This window comes from Cobetia sp. 1AS1, assembly GCF_029846435.1.
GTDB classification, from domain to species: domain Bacteria; phylum Pseudomonadota; class Gammaproteobacteria; order Pseudomonadales; family Halomonadaceae; genus Cobetia; species Cobetia amphilecti.
On the sequence record NZ_JARWKU010000006.1, the window covers coordinates 220,036 to 238,002 of the forward strand.

Below are 17,967 nucleotides of genomic sequence, written 5' to 3' on the forward strand. Positions count from 1 at the left end.
GATACTGCTATGAAAACCCTCAAGCCCGCTCTGTTGCTCCCGCTGCTCGCCCTCCTCCCGGCCACCCAGTCCATGGCCACCGAATTGCGCATGCTGTCCAGTTACGACCAGACCACTGCCTACTCCCGTGAGATTGCCCAGCGCTTCATCAAGGAAGTCGAAGCCAACAAGGCCGCCGACCTCACCATCAAGCTGACCGGCCCGGATGTGGTGCCGCCCTTCGAGCAGCTGCAGCCTGTCGCGGCCGGTGTCTTCCAGCTGCTGTATACCCACGCCGCTTACCACACCAACACCACCGGCGTCGGCGCCGCGATGGATGGCGTGGCGGTGAATCCGGAACAGACGCGTGAATCCGGCCTGTGGGACATGGTCGATGAGCACTACAACGGCCTGGGCCTCAAGCTGATCGCGATTCCGCCGCTGGGCAGCCACGGCTTCCAGTACGTGCTGAAGGAGCCGATCACCGGTACACCGGGTCTGGATGGCCGTCGTCTGCGCGGCAGCCCCACCTATACCAACGTCACCAAGGGGCTGGGCGGTACGCCGGTGCTGATGTCCAGTGGCGATGTCTATTCCGCGATGGACCGTGGCGTGATCGACGGCGCGGCCTGGGGCCTGAATGGCGTCAAGGACATGGGCTGGCAGGAAGTCGCCGGCTACTACTCCAAGCCGACCTTCGGTCAGACCTACAACTTCGTGCTGATGAACCTGAACGCCTTCAACACCCTGTCGCCGGAACAGCAGCAAGTGCTGCTCGACGAAGGGCGTGAGCTGGAAACCGAGATCGTCCCGATCCTGGATGAGCTGGCAGTCGAAGAGTGGAAGGCGCTGGACGAAGCCGGCATGCAGGCCACCGAATTCGCACCGGAAGACGCCGAGCGTCTGGATGCCCTCGTCACCGACGGTATCTGGCAGCTGGGCATCGACAAGACCCCGGACACGGTGACCGCCATGCGTGAACTGGCGATCGAGAAGAACCTGACCACCGTCAGCGAGTAAGGAATCCACCATGCTAACCCTGCTTGCACGTGTGCATGACGGCGTGACGCGAGCAGGCTTCCTTCTGGGCGGTGTCACCTTGTGTGGCATCGTCCTGTGCTTCTGGCTGGAAGTCATCGCGCGCTACTTCTTCAACTCTCCCACCCTGTGGTCCGGCGCGATGGTGGCTTACCTGCTATGCCTCTCGATTTCGCTGGCAACGCCGGAACTGGCACGCACCCATGGCCATATCGCCATCACCGTGCTGCCGGAGCGCCTCGGCCCTGCCGCGCGCGCCTTCTATGATCGTCTCCTCGCCCTGGTGACCGGCGCCGTCTGCGCCGTGGCCGGTTGGATCTGCGTGCAGGAAAGCCTGCGTCAGTTCAATTACCACACCACCACCGCCATGGGCCTCGACATTCCCAAGTACTGGGTCTCCAGCTTCATCGCCTACGCGATGATCAGCGCCGCCCTGTACTTCCTGCGCCACGCCTTTAGCCGCTCGACTAGCCGCGCGACGCCCCCGGCTACCGCCGCCAGAAAAGGACCCTGAGTCATGGAATGGTATACCTCTCTGGGCCTGGCCATCGCCTTGCTGATGGGCCTGTTCGCCCTCGGCATTCCCGTCTTCGCCGCCTTCCTGACCATCAACGTGCTCGGCACGCTGTGGTTGATGGGTACCGCCGGCTTCGGCATGTTCGCCAACAGTGTCTACGACAGCATGACCTCGGAGACGCTGACCACCATCGCGCTGTTCGTGCTGATGGGGGAGATGCTGTTCCGCTCCGGCTCCATCGATGTGATCTTCGACTCGCTGGATGCCCTGATGGGCCGCATGAAGGGTCGCCTCTACTTCTTCGTCGTCGCCCTCTCGACGCTGTTCGGTGCCCTGTCCGGCTCGGCATTGGCCGTGACCGCCATGCTCAGCCGCTCGGCGCTGCCGACCATGCAGGAGCGCGGCTATGACGACAGGCTCTCCATCGGCCTGATTCTGGGTGGGGCGAGTCTCGCGCCGATCATCCCGCCGAGCCTGTTGGTGATCATCATCGGCTCGATGGTGGATGTCTCCATCGCGCGCCTGCTGATCGCGGGTATCCTGCCCGGCATCCTGCTGGCCGCGCTGTTCATCCTCTATGTGAAGGTACGCATCACGCTGGACCCGCGCCGCGCGCCGCCTGTCGATGAAAGCGGCGGCGGCACGGCCCAGGAGAAGCGCCGCGCCGTGATCAACATGCTGCCGTTCACCATCATCATCTTCGCCGTGCTCGGCCTGATTCTGCTCGGCATCGCCACGCCGTCCGAGTCCGCCGCTACCGGCGTGCTGGGCTCGCTGGTAGTCGCGGCCTACTACCGCAAGTTCTCGTTCAAGATGGCTGGCGAGGCGGTGATGTCCTCGCTCAAGGTCAGCACCATGATCATCCTGATCCTGGCGTGTTCGAAGCTGTTCTCGCAGCTGTTGAGCTTCACCGGCGCCACCAGCGGTCTGGTGAGCAGCGTGACCGGGCTGGATCTTGATCCGGTGTGGATGCTGCTGATCCTGATGCTGATTCCGCTGATCGCCTGCATGTTCATCGACCAGATCGCCTTCATGATGGTGGTGATTCCCATCTACGCGCCGCTGGTCAAGCTGTATGGCTTTGATCCGGTGTGGTTCTGGACACTGTTCCTGATCAATATCTCGGTGGGCAGTCTGACCCCGCCCTTCGGCTACAACCTGTTCGCGGTGAAAGGCGCCGCCCCGGCGACGCCGATGCAGACCATCTACGCCGCGGCCTGGCCGATCGTCATCTGCTTCCTGTTCGCGATGCTGATGCTCTACTGGGCCCCGTGGCTGACGACCTTCCTGCCCAGCCTGATCTGACCGACCACGACGAGAGACTTCCATGTACCAACTCAATGACATGCCAGCGCAGGTCGCGCCTGAACGGCTGGAACAGCTCAAGCAGTGCGAAACGGCCACCATCGGCCACTTCCACACCCACGGCTTCATCGAACCGGCGATTGCCAGCATGCTGCCCGAGGTGCGAATCGCCGGTACCGCCGTCACCGTCTCGCTGCCGCCGGAAGATGGCACCCTGCTCAACCACCTGATGCGCCTGGTGCGTCCGGGCGATGTGCTGATCGTGCATCGTCAGGGCGATCGCCACCGCGCCTGCTGGGGCGGCGTGATGACGGAAGTCGCCTCACGCCTCGGCGTGGCAGGCGTGGTGATCGACGGCATGGCCACCGATGCGCTGACCATTCGCGACAAGCAGTTCCCGGTCTGGAGTCGCGGTGTCGCCTCGCTGACCACCCGCTTCGCCGGTATCGGCGGCGCGCTCAACGTGCCGGTCAGCATCGGCGGGGTCGTCGTCAATCCGGGCGATGCCATCCTCGCCGATGAAAGCGGCGTCATCGTCATGGCGCCCGAGGAAGTCTCGGCCATCGCAAGCCACGCCATCGAGGTGCAAGAAGCGGAAGAAGTGCTCTTGGCGAAGATCGCCGACGGCGCCTGCCTGCCGGACCTCACCGGCTCCAGCAAGCTGATCGAGGAAGTGAACGCACGCGGTTGATCACCCCGCTTGATGCGCTTGCAAGACGCTGAAACCAAAAAAGGCCACCAGATTGCTCTGGTGGCCTTTTGGGTTCTGACACGGTCAGTATGACACGGTCGGTCGGACACGGTCAGTATGACACGGTCAGTCCGACGCGGGCTGAGGAGCTGCCCATCACTGATGGGTGATCACCGCCTCACAGCTGACCGGAAAATTCAGCGAATTGGCGATGAAGCACAGCGCATGCGCCCGGTGGTGCAACTCATGGGCGAGCGCGATATCGTCACCGGCGGCCAGCGTGATCTCGGGGCGCAGCACGATAGCGGTGAAACGTCCCGCCTCGCCCGGGTTCTCTGTCTGAGTCTTGTCATCAGCGGCGGGCGCGCCTTCCTGCATCGTGCCCTCGGCGCGGTCGTGATAGCTCATGACACGAATGCCGGCCTCAGCACACAGGTGCAGATACCACAGCTTGTGGCAGGCCGAGACGGAGGCCACCAGCATGTCTTCCGGATTCCAGCGGCCAGCGTCGCCCCGAAAGGCGGGGTCGGCGGAGCCTTCCAGGCTCGGCTTGCCACTGACACGGGCCACGAAATCACGCTCATAGGCGGTGTAATGGCGGGTGCCATCGCCGCGATTGCCGGTCCACTCAAGTTCAACCGAATACTGGTGTCGTCTGGACATCGTTGTCTGCTGCTCTCTCTCAAGGGAAACCGCGTGCGTCGTATGACGCGCGGTCTGATACTTCTGCCTGATTAGGCATCTGAACAGCGTCAGCACGCGAGAAGTCACCGTAGGCCGATGATAGGATTGAATCGATCGCACTATGACAGGATGTCACGCATGGCGCTTGCCGTAACACGCTCCTTTGGGGCAATTCCCGGGTTGGCTGTTGCCGCCCTGACGCTCGGACTGAGCCTGAGCCTGAGCCTGGGCTTGTGTCTCATCACCCCCGGTGCCTCGGCACGCGCCGAAGCCGCACAGTTTCGCCCCACGCCCAAGGTGATCAATACGCTGAGCAGTACCTACGGCTTCGTCATCGCCCAGGACATCACGCTGTCACGCATCGCCGATGAGTATCCTGGCCTCGCGCCGGATGCCGAGCTGGCCTCCGCCTACTTCAAGAATGCCTTCCCGAACATCACCCATCGTCTGGCGGAAAACCTCGCCACCCTGATGGGCAAGGACCACGCGCGCGAAGTGCTGGAGGGCATCCGCCGTCAGATAAAGAAGGAGCTGGATTTACAGCTGACCAGCGACAAGTTGACCAGCGACTTCGCGGCCCGCTTCATCGAGGCCATTCATCTGCGCGCCCAGGGGGAATACCTGCCCTCGCCGTTCAAGGAATTCCTGCTGGCGACCAAGTATCAGATCGAGCCGGTATACGAGCTATACGACGGCTATTTTCAGGAATTCCACACCAAGGGCCACGCCAAGTCGCTGGGCATCAACCTGGCGCTGCATCTGCCCGCCTCGTGGTCTGCCGCCGAGGGACGCCTGCCGCATATCGTGCAGAAATGGCAGAGTCAGGCGGGCACCGGCACCGACATGATCATCCTCGAGATCTATGATCTGCATGGCGACACCGTCAGCGACGCGCAGCTCAAGGTAATGGCCGCCACGGACCAACTGGCGCAATGGGCGCCCATCAACAGTCAGATGCTCGACTCCGGCCTGACCCGAGTAGATCACCGTCAGGTCTACTGGTTCGATATCGCCATGACACAGCGACACCAGGGCACGCCCATCACCTCGCAGACCCGCGAATACGGCCTCTTCCTCGACGACAAGCTGATCCGCCTGCACTGCACCAGCTACCACCCCACCGCTGACGGCACCACCTACGCCAAAGCCAAGACAGACCTCGCCGTCGATGACGGCTTCAGCGAGATCAAGCCGTTGTGTGAAGGGGTGATGGGGAGTTTGGTGGTGATGGAAAACAGTAAAAGAAAATGATTCCCTCTAAAATATATCCAAACACTTTACCCTAAATACAAAAGGGCTCAGTCAACTCTCGAAAGATAATTAATTAAAGCTTGAAAGAAACCTTTTCTCCAATGGTTAGGTTCCTTAATTTCACCTAATGGCCCCTGCAAAAGAGAGGCAATAATTTTCTCATCATTAGTACAAAATTTACGAACACCTTCAATTTGTTTAAATATGATATTTAAATTCTCAGCAGCCTGTAAAGAATATACCTCCGCTAGATTGAATGCCAAGAAATGTAGTTCAACCCTACTCTTATCTATATCACACCAGTATTCAGGAGGATTCACATAGTAACTAATAACACCTTGATCATTGTCAACATCACTTGGTTGATACTCTGCAAATATCCACTGTTCATTAAAAAACTTTTCGTGATCAAGGAAAGGATGGATAACTTGTTCTGCAGCAGTCGCTGCAAGAGTTTGCCCTTTACCTCCCATATTACAATCTCGACAGGAAGGAATTAGGTTCTGTGGCAGTATAGAAAATTGAGGAAAATATTTCTTGGCCAAATAATGATCCAAATTTTCTGGCTTACCTATTCCACCACAAAAAGGACATTTATCATTTGCCAAACTCATTATCTTATCGTAAATTCTTCTTGCGTTAGGCTTGCTCTTTTTAACAAAATAGTAACTATAAAGTGAGATCAAATTTTTTTTCGTTATTCCATTCAATAGGATAGGATTTATACCCATATCACTAGTCAGAGGAGCAATGCTACTTAGAGTTCCCTGATGACCACGGTCGATATATTCTGCTACAGCTATATCAAGATCCTCCTTATTATTACTTAAGCATTCCTTCAATTCATCATTACCATTAACGCCTGCCAAGCATGTATCAAAAACTTCAGAATAAGAGAATTCAAGCCCTTCAATTCGGATCATTAAGAATTCCTCTTTCTCTTAGCTAAAAGTACTTGCAATACAGCTCGTCCCTCAATTCCAAGTTGCCCTTCATATTCATCAATTATCTCCTCATAGCTGCCGCCCTCACTGACTGATTCAGCTAGTAAAGCGTGAAAACCAGAGCGAGATACTTCTAAGTTAAAAACCTCTGAAGTTAAGATACCTACATTTTCACCGAACGTTTCTACGCCAGGCCTCTCAACTGTGAGGTTATTACCAATACGATTTACTTTGGATACACAAGACCTAGGAATTTCTTGTAACACTACTGGCGAATGAGTTGCTAAAATTGCCACACCATTTCTTACATAAAGTAAATTAGATAAGGATCTAATGAATAGAGCGAGTAGTGGAGGATGAAGATGACTCTCAGGCTCATCGATTAATATTAAGCTTTTTTCTTCTACCGTTGATACTAAACGCACTAAAGTTAAAAATATGATTGCATGTCCTGAACTCATTCTCTGAAGTATTGGCAGAATCTCTCCATAGTAATAATCTAGGAACTCTGGACTATCGATCACACTTTCATCGTCTGATATAAGCTCTAGAAAAGCACTCTTAGCTCTGACGAACATCTCCTCCAAAATCGTTATATCAATGTCAGAAAAACCGTTGTCATTATTTAAATACTCAATTACACTATTCCACCTCAGGGTTCTGAATTCATCTCTAAAACAATTAATTAAAGATTTCGCGCCCAGCCTATATAGCTCCTCTAGACTTATATTAGCACCATCTTTCTGTGAACTCTTAAGGCCAATATAATAATAGCAAGTACCTTTAGCCGGATCAGGCTGCTCAACTAAAGGCGAAAAAGGGTCAAAGGCACTAAATGAAACTGATATAATGCTACTAAAGTAATCTTTAGAAATAACATCATCTGCTGTACGGGAATTTTCGTAAAATCTAGCAGACGTAGAGCTTGGGTTTATCACACTTGAAATCATAGAATTAAGCAATGTAGTCTTGCCTATACCATTGCGACCTATCAAAGCATGTATATTAGTTGCAGGTTTTGATAGGGAAATTACATTAAAATCAAGTTCTACCCTGCCTTCTTTTTCAGTCTCTGGGCGCCGAAACTTAAACTCGTAATTTGTGTTTTCAGACTCTCCTTTTAAAACTCTAGCAAACTGTCCCTTCAACACAGAAATACTAAACTCACGTAATAACGACACACTCATAACTTTCTCGTCTCTATTATCTTCGAGAATTTTATGATCATACACAATGTCCCTCATACTTCTTAATATATTACTTACCAAGTCTGTACCGAGAGAGAAAATCTTTTTATAAAACTCAATATCTTCACCTACAGAGAAGAATCTTTCATCAAGGCCATTATTCAACAAATTTGCTAGAGAAGTTATAGTCTTTTGTTCCTCAGTCTGCCCTTTAAAACCTATTTTCACCCTTCCTAAATCATGTTTAACGCCATCCCCGTCCACATACAACAAGTAAAACATAGTATTATAGGAGTAATCATTCCAACTAGATTCAATCAGCATCAAGATCGACTTTTTTTCGGTGTGAAATTTTCCGCCTTTTGGTCTAACACTAATTTCCATACATCCCCCTGTTATGAACACCAGCCTAACTACTCATTTAATGTTTTTGAGCTTTCTTACAATAGATGGCTGGCTAACCCCCGCCCTCTTGGCTATCGCATAGGTGCTGGGCAATTCGGCTGCCATCTCACGTAGCCATTGTGCTTCGATGCGTGCCAGGCCTTCCTTGAGGGTTTCGTTGGGACCGAGCTTGGGTACTGGCATGGCTACCGCCCCCTCAGCGGCAGGCTCTGAGAGGGAATTGGGACTATGAGAGTTATCGGCAGTGGTAAAACTTTCAGTAACGCCTATTCCATTAGATTTGTCATTACTGAAGCCAAATGAATCGCCTAGTCCATTAGCGTTATTCGTGGAACAAGTGTTGAGCAGTGTTTTCACTGAGTCGCTGTCGATGACATCACTGGGGGCGCTGAGCCAGGCGCGTTCCAGCCAGTTTTCCAGTTCGCGGATATTGCCGAGCCAGTCCTGGCGCATGAGGATGGGCCATAACGAGGCGTCGAGGAGCTTGCGGCGGCCGTGACGTTGATTGAGGCGGGAGAGGTGTTGCTCGATCAGGGCGGGAATGTCTTCGCGGCGTTCGCGCAGCGGCGGCAGGCTGACGGGGAGCACATTGATGCGGTAGTAGAGGTCGAGGCGGAACTGGCCCTGCTCCACGCGGGCGGCGAGGTCTTGATTGGTGGCGACGACCAGGCGGAAGTCGGCGCGGCGGGTGGTGGTGTCGCCCAGGCGGGTGATCATCCCATCCTGAATCACCTTGAGCAGCTTGGTCTGGGTGGCCAGCGGCAGTTCACCGATCTCATCGAGGAACAGGGTGCCGCCTTCGGCCTGCTCCATCAGGCCCGCCTTGCCACGGTTGCCCGCGCCGGTGAAGGCACCGGCCTGATAGCCGAACATCTCGGACTCGAACAGGCTCTCGGGGATGGCGCCGCAGTTCACCTCGATGAAGGGGCCGTCGGCGCGCTGGCTCCAGCGATGCAGTTGATGGGCGAAGGCCGTCTTGCCGACCCCGGATTCACCCAGCATCAATACCGTGGCGTTGGTGGGCGCGACCCGCTTGAGCAGCAACGCTATCTCGCGCATCACCGGGCTTCTGACCTGCAGCTCGCCCAGCTCCAGCGCGGCGTCTTCGCACTCGGCCTGCTCGCGCGCTGATTGTTCACGTTGCCGCTGTTCAGCCTGGCTCTGTGCATATTGCTCAGTGTCGTGGACTGATTGCCCTGCCCCCGCCGTTGCCCATTCGCTTTCTGCCTGACTGACGCCACCCAGCTCACCGCCGCGCGAGTTACGACGCAGGTGATCACTGAAGCGCTGCTGAAGCACCGCGTATTCCTGCTGCAACAGCTGGATATCGGTGAGGTCCATCGAGCGGCTGACCACGCACTCAAGCTTGCCCGCAACGAACACCGGATGCGCCTGCGCCACTACCCGCCGCCCGGTGGCGGTGAGCTGCATCATCTGCAGCGTGCGCCCCGTGCGCAGCACCTCCAGGCTGATGGAGGGCTTGAGTACGCCGCTGGCTTCCAGCTCATGCACGTTGGCGGCACACAACTCCTCGCGGGTCATGCCATAGACCGCCGCGGCGCCGGGGCTGACATCCATCACCTGGCCATCCGCATTGACCACGAAGTAGTGATCGTGAGCGGTGTCGATGATGGTCTTGAGAATCTGACGGTCGAGCTCTGACATGGCGGGTACCTCATGGTCGAGCCTGTGAATCGGGGCGGGGCTTTCCAGCAGGTCTTTCTATAGCTTCTTTCCAGCGCTTCTTTCTATCAGTTCTTTCCAGCAGTTCTTTCTCGCACTGCGCTTGAAGACACTCTCGATGATGCCCGAATGTGATCCACAAATGAATCGGTGATCCATTTTTGAATCATTAATGGCGCACGAGCGATCCACAAATGAATCACTCTGCGACCGCCCTCAAATAAAAATCAATAAAATCAATTGACTAAAAATTGGCATGGTTACTGCAATGCTGGGGTATGCGCCAAGGAAGATCGCCGGCCTTCATGCCACCGTCCGGCCGAGCGATCAGGCGAACAATCACAATACCCCGCTCGCCGTCACGCTAGCGCGAGCGACTCAAGACCCTGGAGAGACAGATGAGCGAGTTCAATCAGCCGCTGGGCGGCAACGACATGCCACGTTTCGGCGGCCCGGCCACCATGATGCGTCTGCCGGCTCAGGAAACCGCGGAAGGCCTGGACGCCGCCTTCATCGGCATTCCGCTGGACATCGGTACCTCCAACCGTCCGGGCGCACGTCTCGGCCCGCGTCAGATCCGTGATGAATCGCGCATGCTGCGCCCCTACAACATGGCCACCCGCGCCGCGCCCTTCGATAGCCTGCAGGTGGCGGACATCGGCGATGTGCCGATCAACACCTTCCACCTGCCCAAGAGCATGGACATCATCGAGCAGTTCTACGATGAGGTGCTGCGCCACGACTGCGTACCGCTGACACTGGGCGGCGATCACACCGTTACCCTGCCGGTGCTGCGTGCCATCGCCAAGAAGCATGGTCCGGTCGGCCTGATCCACATCGATGCCCACGCCGACGTCAACGACCACATGTTCGGCGAGCCCATCGCCCACGGCACGCCGATTCGTCGCGCCCAGGAAGAAGGCCTGCTCGACAGCAATCGCGTGGTACAGATCGGCCTGCGTGGCACCGGCTACTCCGCCGATGACTTCGACTGGTGCCGCCAGCAGGGCTTCCGTGTCGAGACCGCCGAGATGTGCTGGTTCAAGTCACTCGCCCCGCTGATGGCCGAAGTGCGCGACATGATGGGCGACCGCCCGGTGTACATCACCTTCGACATCGATGGCCTGGACCCCTCCGTCGCCCCCGGCACCGGCACCGTGGAAGCCGGCGGCCTGACCATGCCCCAGGGCATGGAAATCGTGCGCGGCGCGCGTGGCCTCAACATCGTCGGCGGTGACCTGATGGAAGTCTCCCCGCCCTACGACACCAGCGGCAACACCGCGCTGATGGGCGCGACCCTGCTCTACGAGATGCTGTGCGTACTGCCGGGCGTGCAACAGCGCGACTGATCCCTCAGTACGACTGAGCCAAGCCGCTCGCGAACGACCCACGAATGACCCGCTGTCCTGCTGCACCCGCGCCGGGGGCCCGTCCCGCCCTCGGCGCATACAGAATCACCCGACACGAAACGGCATGATGCATCACACAATGCTCGGCTAGAGCCTGACCATTACAACAAGATCTAGGTGACCCGAATGACAACCAGCATCGACTCCGCGGCGGACCATACGCCGCCCCGCGCTATATCCGACTCTGTCTCAAGTTCCGTATCAAGTTCTGGCTCTGGTGCTGAACAGCCTGAGACCGCCAAGCCACAGAAGGCGCAGAAAGACCTCATCGCCACCCGCCCCGTGCCGCTGACGGCCAAGGGGCTGATGAAATTCCTGGTGCCGTCACTGCTCGGCGTCAGCTTCTTCCTGGTGCCGTTCAGTGTCGGCGACACCATCAATATCGGCATGGGCCTGATGGCCGATTGGCTCAAGGCCACGCTCGGCAGCGCCTTGCCCGCCATCGCCGTCGCGGTGCTGTGCCTGTCGGTGATCCTCACCGGCTTCGTCAAGCTCGCCAAGCCCGCCTGGGCACGCCAGGGCGCGGCGCATGAGCTGTTCGATGTCTCGCCGGTGTGGTTCGCCATGCGCGCCCTCGGCGCCATCTTCGCGTTGATGACCTACTTCCAGTGGGGGCCGACCCAGGTCACCGCGGCCTTCACCGGCGGCGTGATGCTCAATGATCTCGCGCCGGTACTGCTGACCTTCTTCTTCTTCGCGGCCATTCTGCTGCCGCTGCTGGTCGACTTCGGCTTCATGGAATTCATCGGCAGCCTGGTGCGTCGTCCGTTCCGCGCCATCTTCAATCTGCCCGGGCGCAGCGCCATCGATGCCACCGCCTCGTGGATGGGCTCCGGCACCGTCGGCGTGCTGATCACTACCCAGCAGTACGAGCAGGGCTTCTACAGCAAGCGTGAAGCGGCGGTGATCGCCACCAACTTCTCGGTGGTCTCGATCGCCTTCGCGTTGCTGGTCACCAGCTTCATGAACATCAACCACCTGTTCGTGCCCTTCTATCTGACCGTCGTCATCGCGGGCCTGATCGCCGCCGTCATCGTGCCGCGTCTGCCGCCGCTGTCGCGCAAGCGTGATGACTACCACGAGCCGGTTGGCTGTCAGATCAGTGAAGAGAACCAGAGCGACTGTGGCGTGCTGCGCTACTCACTGGGCATGGCCGTCGCGCGCGCCGAACATGCCCCGGGCCCGCTCAAGCTGGTGAAATCGGCCGGCTTCAACGTGGCGGACATCTTCCTCGGCCTGCTGCCGGTGGTGATCGCCATCGGCACCGTGGCGCTGATGCTGGCCGAGTTCACGCCGGTGTTCACCTGGCTCTCCTACCCGATGATTCCGCTGCTGGAGCTGCTGCAGATTCCTCACGCGGCAGAGGCAGCCCCGGCGACGCTGGTCGGCTTCGCCGACATGTTCCTGCCGGCGGTGCTGGCCAAGGACATCGACAGCGAACTGACCCGCTTCGTCATCGCCTGCCTGTCACTGACCCAGTTGATCTACATGTCCGAGATCGGTGCCCTGCTGCTCAAGTCGAAGATTCCGCTCAAGATCTGGGAGCTGGTGGCCATCTTCGTGCTGCGCACGCTGATCACCCTGCCGATCATCGCCGGTATCGCGCATCTGTTCGTGTTCTGAGCCAAGCGGGCACTCAACTTGTTTCTCATCTCATACGGGAGCACCACGGTGCTCCCGTCATTGGAATAACCTGCCATGACCTGTGCTGAACTCCTGATCCGACTGCTGCGTGACACCTACGGCGTCGATACCGTCTTCGGAATTCCCGGCGTGCATACCGTCGAGCTCTACCGTGGCCTGGAGCCGGATGCCGATCCCGCCGCGCGCAGCATTCGCCACGTCACCCCGCGCCATGAACAAGGCGCCGGCTTCATGGCCGATGGCTATGCCCGCAGCACCGGCAAGCCCGGGGTGTGCTTCATCATCACCGGCCCGGGGATGACCAACATCACCACCGCGATGGGCCAGGCGCTGGCCGACTCCATCCCGATGCTGGTGATCTCCAGCGTCAATCGCACCGACACCCTCGGCCGTGGCCAGGGGCGTCTGCACGAGCTGCCCAGCCAGCAGCAACTGGTGTCGGGCGTGGCGCGCTTCAGCCACACCCTGCTCGACCCGTCCGCGCTGCCGGAAGTGCTGGCCCGTGCCTTCGCGCTGTTCGAGGGTGCCCGTCCCGGCCCCGTGCATATCGAGATCCCCATCGACCTGTTCAATGCCGAGATCCCACCGCCCGCCGGTCGCACCACGCATGACTTCACGCGCCCGCGTATCGGCCGCCTCGCGCCGGACCCGGCCCTGCTCGCTGAGGCCGTGAGCCTGCTGCAGGGCGCCGAGCGTCCGCTGGTGCTTCTGGGCGGGGGCTGTGTCGCTGCGCCTGAAGCAGCCCGCCAGCTGGTGGAGGCGCTCGATGCCCCCACCGTCACCACCATCAATGCCAAGGGCCTGCTGGGCGGCGCCCACCCGCTGGATCTAGGCGCCAATGCCGCGCTGCCTGCGGTACGTGAACTGGCGCGCGACGCCGATGTGGTACTGGCGATCGGTACCGAACTTGGCGAGACCGACTACGACGTGGTGTTCGATGATGGCTTCGTGATCGGTGGCCAGCTGATCCGCATCGATATCGACCCCGAACAGCTGGCGCGCAATCAGCAGGCGACACTCGCCATCGTCGCCGACGCTGGCCTGGCACTGAAGACCCTCGCCGCGCGTGTTACTGATGGCTTGGGCGAAACCTATGACAAGACGGCTGAGACGACTGACGAGACAGGCAAGACACGCGGCGCGCAGATCACCGCCGCCACGCTTGAGGCCCTCGCGCTGCCGACTGACCCGGCCTTCGCGCCCTATGTGCCGCTGTTCGACACCCTCCAGCAAGCGCTACCGGAGGCGATCTGGGTCGGCGATTCCTGCGCGACCGTCTACGCCGCCAATCATCTGCTCAGCCAGCCGGCACCGCGCCGCTACTTCAATGCCTCCACCGGCTACGGCACGCTCGGCTACGGCCTGCCCGCCGCAATGGGCGCGACCCTGGGTCGCCCGGACCTGCCGGTGATCGCGCTGGTCGGCGATGGCGGCATCATGTTCACGCTGTCCGAACTCGCCTGCGCGGTGGAAGAACAGCTGCCGGTGGTGATCGTGCTGTGGCACAACCAGGGCTATGAAGAGATCCGCCGCTTCATGGACAACGCCGGCGTCACGCGCCTGGGCGTCGACATCAAGGCCCCCGACTTCCAGCTGCTCGCCCAGGGCTTCGGCTGCGCCGCCGTGGCGATCGACTCCCCCCATGAGCTGGCGACCGCGATCAGCGAGCGCGACGCAAACGCCCCGCTGCTGGTGGAAATCGACGCGGCAGGATGGCAGCGCTCAATCGCCGGCTGAGTCCGGCTCGGCGCAGCGCATCATTCTCACGAACAATGCCCGCCTGTGCCCTTGAGGTGGCAGGCGGCAAGGAACTCACATGCCAGAAATGTCCAAGCCAACAATGTCCATGCCAACAATGTCCATGCACAAGCTCGATCATCAGTTCATCAACAACAAGTGGGTCAAGTCCCACGGCGAGCGTCGTCTGGCGGTCACCAACCCCTTCGAGGAGACCGTCATCGCCGAGGTGACGGCGGGTGATGCGCGTGATGTACAGGCCGCCGTCGCGGCCGCCGCCGAGGCCTTCGAGGGTTGGCAGGCACTGAGTGGCGCCGAGCGTGCGGTCTATCTGGAGGCCTTCGCCGAGGGGCTGACATCACGTCGTGAAGCGCTGGTGGAGATGTCGTGTCGCAACAACGGCAAGATTCGCGCCGAGGCCGAGATCGATCTCGATGACGCCATCGGTTGCTACCGCTATTACGCCGCCCAGGCACGCGCGCTGGATGCGCGTCAGGGCGTGGAGGTCGGGCATGATGTCGAAGGCTATTCCGCGCACACCTATCACGAGCCGGCAGGCGTGGTGGGACTGATCACGCCGTGGAACTTCCCGCTGGTCACCAGTGCCTGGAAGGTCGCGCCGGCCCTCGCCGCGGGCTGCACCCTGGTGATCAAGCCATCTGAAGTGACGCCACTGCCGGAGCAGGTGATGGCCGAGATCGCGCTGGAAGCCGGACTGCCGGCAGGCGTGTTCAACCTGCTGCACGGCGATGGCGAGGGCATCGGCGCGCCGCTGACCCGTCATCCGCGCATCGACAAGATCTCCTTCACCGGCAGCAATGTGGTCGGCGAGAAGGTCATGCAGGCCGCGGCCTGCGGCACGCGCGGCGTCTCTCTCGAGCTTGGCGGCAAGTCGCCGATCATCGTGCTCGACGATGCTGATGTCGAGCAAGCCGCCGACTGGGTGATGGCGGGCATCTACTTCAATGCCGGTCAGATCTGCTCTGCCACCTCGCGCCTGCTGGTGCATGAAGCCATCGCCGATGAGCTGCACGCCGCGCTTTCCAGCCGCATCGATGCACTGGTGCTGGGTGACCCGCTGGACGCCGCGACCCAGATGGGCCCGATGACCAGTGCCCGCCAGCGCGACACCGTGCTGAGCTATCTGAACGTGGCGCGCGAGGAAGGCCTGACGGCGCTGCGCGATGGCACCCATCGCAGCCTGCCGAGCAAGGGCTACTTCGTGGCGCCGACGCTTTACACCGATGTGCCGGTAGCAAGCCGTCTGTGGCGTGAGGAGATCTTCGGGCCGGTGCTGTGCTCGCGCCGCGTGGCCGATGAAGCCGAGGCGATCCGCCTCGCCAATGACTGCGATTTCGGGCTGGTGGCCACGGTGGTCAGCGGCGACGCTCGCCGCGCCCAGCAGCTCGGCCGTCACCTGCGCGCCGGGGTGGTGTGGTACAACAGCGAGCAGCTGCCGCTGGTGCAGGCCAGCTGGGGTGGCTTCAAGCGCAGCGGCATCGGCCGTGAGCTGGGGCCCTGGGGCCTGGCGGGCTATCTGGAGGTCAAGCACATCATCGGGCCGGTGCTCGACTGAGCCGCTTGTGTGACTAGATAAGAAAACGCCCCGCCTCGGCAATCACCGAGGCGGGGCGTTTTCGTTCCCGGTTTTTACTTCAGCGCTTTTCCTTTACGGCTTACCCTTCACGGCTTTCCCATGAAACTAGCGCCTTCCCCTATCAGCCGACCGCCGCCGTCTGGCTGATGCCGTCCCGCGCGCAGGACTGGCCGCAATGGCTGCCATGAATGCTCAGCGCCTGCCAGGCATCGAAGGTGCTGAGATAGATGTCACCGCCGAGATTGGCCGGCAGCTCCGAGCACTTGAGGCGGTCCATCACCGGGCCCTTCACTTCACTCAGATGCAGCTTCACACCAGCGGCGCTCAGGCGTTCATTGATGACTTCCAGGCTTTCCAGCGCCGAGGCGTCGATCAGATTGACCGCCTGGCAGGCCAGCACCAGATGCTTGAGCGAGGGGCGTTCGGCCATCAGCGCCAGCACGGTGTCTTCCAGATAGCGTGCATTGGCGAAATACAGACTCTCGTCGATGCGCAGAATCGCCAGTTCGGGGTCGGTCTCCACCTCATGACGCTCGACATTGCGAAAGTGCTCGCTGCCCGGCACGCGCCCGACCAGCGCACTGTGCGGCTGGCTGGTGCGCTTGAGATAGAGCCCCAGCGACACGGCAATGCCGACGATGATGCCGCTCTCCACCCCGTGCGCGAGGGTGATGATCAGCGTGATCATCAGCGCCGCACCGTCACCCTTCGAGTAGCGGAAGGTGCGCTTGATCGCCGCGATATCGATCAGGCTGGTGGTGGCGACGATGATGATCGCCGCCAGCGTCGCGCGCGGCAGCCACGCCAGCCAGTCGGTCAGCCACAAGCTGGCGAGCAGAATGCCGATGGCGGTGAAGGCCCCCGCCAAGGGCGTAGCGGCGCCGGCATCGAAGTTGACGACTGAGCGCGACAGCCCGCCCGAGATCGGCATGCCACCGCTGACGCCTGCGCCCATGTTGGAGACACCCAGCGCGATCAGCTCCTTGTCGGGGTCGATGCGCTGACGGCGCCTCGCGGCGAGAGTCTGGGCAAGCGCCAGCGATTCGACGAAGCCGACCACGCTGATCAAGAGTGCCGAGATCAGCAGACCCGACCAGTCATGGCTGACAAGGCTCGGCAGGCTGAGGTCGGGCAGCCCGCCGGGCACGGCACCGACCAGCGCCATGCCGCGCTCGCCCTGCTCAAGTTGTTCGCCCTGAACGAGAGGATCACTCAGGCCCCAGGCCAGCAGGCTGGAGACGATGACGGCGATGATCGGCGTGGTCTTGCACAGCATGCCCGCCGCGCTCTCGCTCATCCGCAAGGCCATCAGGCCCTGCTTGAGATGGCGGCGTGCCAGGATCAGCCACGCCAGGCAGCCCAGCCCGATGGCGAGTGTCGGCCAGTGCAGCTCTTGCGCGCCTGACGACAGCGACTCGCCCATCGCGATCAGATTGCCGCCGCTCAGGCTCAGGCCAGTGATGGGCCCGAGCTGACTGGCGATGATCAGGATGCCCGAGGCGGTCATGAAGCCCGAGATCACCGGGTGGCTGATGAAATTCACCAGCACTCCCAGGCGCAACAGCCCCATGGCGATCAGCATCGCGCCGGAGAGAAAGGCCAGCAGCAGCGCGGTGGCCAGCATCTCGGGCGTGGAGAGCGCCGCGCCATCGGTGCCGCTCATGCCCGCGATCGCCGAGGCCGTCATCAGCGAGATGATCGCCACCGGCCCCACCGCCAGGGTGCTGCTGGTGCCGAACAGCGCATACAGCACCAGCGGCAACATGCTGGCGTAGAGGCCGACCTGCGCCGGCAGCCCCGCCAGCAGTGCATAGGCCAGCGCCTGAGGCACCAGCATGACGCTGACGATCACCGCCGCCAGCAGATCACGCCCGAGACTGTGGCGGTCATAGTGGG

14 protein-coding genes are annotated in these 17,967 nt (G+C 59.9%); 9 read left to right on the top strand and 5 right to left on the bottom strand.

The annotated features are described in order from the left end of the window. Positions 1-9 precede the first annotated feature (9 nt). From dctP to QD280_RS12185, 4 genes are read left to right on the top strand one after another with little or no spacing between them, the layout of a single operon-like run. Positions 10-999: a TRAP transporter substrate-binding protein DctP gene (gene dctP / locus QD280_RS12170; protein ID WP_192838901.1), complete on the top strand. Its 990-nt coding sequence runs from the start codon at positions 10-12 to the stop codon at positions 997-999. A 10-nt stretch (positions 1,000-1,009) separates the two neighbouring features. Further along, positions 1,010-1,531 (top strand): TRAP transporter small permease subunit, encoded by a 522-nt coding sequence (locus QD280_RS12175; RefSeq protein WP_192838902.1) that lies wholly within the window; start codon positions 1,010-1,012, stop codon positions 1,529-1,531. Between the two features lie 3 nt (positions 1,532-1,534). Beyond that, positions 1,535-2,839 (top strand): TRAP transporter large permease subunit, encoded by a 1,305-nt coding sequence (locus tag QD280_RS12180; RefSeq protein ID WP_279839409.1) that lies wholly within the window; start codon positions 1,535-1,537, stop codon positions 2,837-2,839. Between the two features lie 22 nt (positions 2,840-2,861). Then, positions 2,862-3,530 carry an RraA family protein gene (locus QD280_RS12185; RefSeq protein WP_279839410.1) on the top strand — a complete coding sequence of 223 codons (669 nt, stop codon included), beginning with the start codon at positions 2,862-2,864 and terminating at the stop codon, positions 3,528-3,530. A 156-nt stretch (positions 3,531-3,686) separates the two neighbouring features. Here the strand turns inward: QD280_RS12185 and QD280_RS12190 are convergent, their stop codons facing one another. Next, a complete protein-coding gene (locus QD280_RS12190) occupies positions 3,687-4,193 on the bottom strand; it encodes an OsmC family protein (RefSeq protein ID WP_216060722.1) in 507 nt (168 codons plus the stop codon). Between the two features lie 159 nt (positions 4,194-4,352). Between QD280_RS12190 and QD280_RS12195 the strand changes: the two genes are divergently transcribed. Continuing rightward, positions 4,353-5,465 (top strand): hypothetical protein, encoded by a 1,113-nt coding sequence (locus QD280_RS12195; RefSeq protein WP_279839413.1) that lies wholly within the window; start codon positions 4,353-4,355, stop codon positions 5,463-5,465. A 47-nt stretch (positions 5,466-5,512) separates the two neighbouring features. Here the strand turns inward: QD280_RS12195 and QD280_RS12200 are convergent, their stop codons facing one another. Genes QD280_RS12200 through QD280_RS12210 form a run of 3 tightly spaced genes read right to left on the bottom strand, consistent with a single transcriptional unit; the run spans position 5,513 to position 9,666 of the window. Then, complete coding sequence (locus tag QD280_RS12200) at positions 5,513-6,388, bottom strand: hypothetical protein (RefSeq protein ID WP_279839414.1); 876 nt, start codon at positions 6,386-6,388, stop codon at positions 5,513-5,515. Next, positions 6,388-7,980, bottom strand: a complete 1,593-nt coding sequence (locus tag QD280_RS12205; protein WP_279839416.1) for an AAA family ATPase — start codon at positions 7,978-7,980, stop codon at positions 6,388-6,390. The genes QD280_RS12200 and QD280_RS12205 overlap by 1 nt, the downstream gene beginning before the upstream one ends. A 33-nt stretch (positions 7,981-8,013) precedes the next feature. Continuing rightward, on the bottom strand, positions 8,014-9,666 hold the full coding sequence (locus QD280_RS12210) for a sigma 54-interacting transcriptional regulator (protein WP_279839418.1): 1,653 nt from the start codon (positions 9,664-9,666) through the stop codon (positions 8,014-8,016). A gap of 416 nt (positions 9,667-10,082) precedes the next feature. Between QD280_RS12210 and speB the strand changes: the two genes are divergently transcribed. The 4 genes from speB (at position 10,083) to QD280_RS12230 (ending at position 16,050) form a co-directional block, all read left to right on the top strand. Then, positions 10,083-11,033 (top strand): agmatinase, encoded by a 951-nt coding sequence (gene speB, locus QD280_RS12215; protein ID WP_054556970.1) that lies wholly within the window; start codon positions 10,083-10,085, stop codon positions 11,031-11,033. 366 nt (positions 11,034-11,399) lie between these two features. After that, positions 11,400-12,716 (top strand): YjiH family protein, encoded by a 1,317-nt coding sequence (locus QD280_RS12220; RefSeq protein WP_131433041.1) that lies wholly within the window; start codon positions 11,400-11,402, stop codon positions 12,714-12,716. Positions 12,717-12,791: 75 nt separating this feature from the next. After that, a complete protein-coding gene (locus QD280_RS12225) occupies positions 12,792-14,474 on the top strand; it encodes a 5-guanidino-2-oxopentanoate decarboxylase (RefSeq protein WP_279839420.1) in 1,683 nt (560 codons plus the stop codon). A gap of 109 nt (positions 14,475-14,583) precedes the next feature. Next, a complete protein-coding gene (locus QD280_RS12230) occupies positions 14,584-16,050 on the top strand; it encodes an aldehyde dehydrogenase family protein (protein WP_279839422.1) in 1,467 nt (488 codons plus the stop codon). A 142-nt stretch (positions 16,051-16,192) separates the two neighbouring features. Here QD280_RS12230 and QD280_RS12235 read toward each other — a convergent pair. Continuing rightward, positions 16,193-17,967: SulP family inorganic anion transporter (locus tag QD280_RS12235; RefSeq protein ID WP_279839425.1), on the bottom strand; the 1,775-nt coding region annotated here is incomplete at its 5' end.

What these genes read in the sequence shown, in the direction of transcription:
- QD280_RS12180 (WP_279839409.1), top strand. Translation starts at nt 1,535, where the DNA reads ATGGAATGGTATACCTCTCTGGGCCTGGCCATCGCCTTGCTGATGGGC.
- dctP (WP_192838901.1), top strand. Translation starts at nt 10, where the DNA reads ATGAAAACCCTCAAGCCCGCTCTGTTGCTCCCGCTGCTCGCCCTCCTC.
- QD280_RS12205 (WP_279839416.1), bottom strand. Translation starts at nt 7,980, where the DNA reads ATGGAAATTAGTGTTAGACCAAAAGGCGGAAAATTTCACACCGAAAAA.
- QD280_RS12185 (WP_279839410.1), top strand. Translation starts at nt 2,862, where the DNA reads ATGTACCAACTCAATGACATGCCAGCGCAGGTCGCGCCTGAACGGCTG.
- QD280_RS12200 (WP_279839414.1), bottom strand. Translation starts at nt 6,388, where the DNA reads ATGATCCGAATTGAAGGGCTTGAATTCTCTTATTCTGAAGTTTTTGAT.
- QD280_RS12230 (WP_279839422.1), top strand. Translation starts at nt 14,584, where the DNA reads ATGCCAACAATGTCCATGCACAAGCTCGATCATCAGTTCATCAACAAC.
- QD280_RS12210 (WP_279839418.1), bottom strand. Translation starts at nt 9,666, where the DNA reads ATGTCAGAGCTCGACCGTCAGATTCTCAAGACCATCATCGACACCGCT.
- QD280_RS12175 (WP_192838902.1), top strand. Translation starts at nt 1,010, where the DNA reads ATGCTAACCCTGCTTGCACGTGTGCATGACGGCGTGACGCGAGCAGGC.
- QD280_RS12220 (WP_131433041.1), top strand. Translation starts at nt 11,400, where the DNA reads ATGAAATTCCTGGTGCCGTCACTGCTCGGCGTCAGCTTCTTCCTGGTG.
- speB (WP_054556970.1), top strand. Translation starts at nt 10,083, where the DNA reads ATGAGCGAGTTCAATCAGCCGCTGGGCGGCAACGACATGCCACGTTTC.
- QD280_RS12225 (WP_279839420.1), top strand. Translation starts at nt 12,792, where the DNA reads ATGACCTGTGCTGAACTCCTGATCCGACTGCTGCGTGACACCTACGGC.
- QD280_RS12195 (WP_279839413.1), top strand. Translation starts at nt 4,353, where the DNA reads ATGGCGCTTGCCGTAACACGCTCCTTTGGGGCAATTCCCGGGTTGGCT.
- QD280_RS12190 (WP_216060722.1), bottom strand. Translation starts at nt 4,193, where the DNA reads ATGTCCAGACGACACCAGTATTCGGTTGAACTTGAGTGGACCGGCAAT.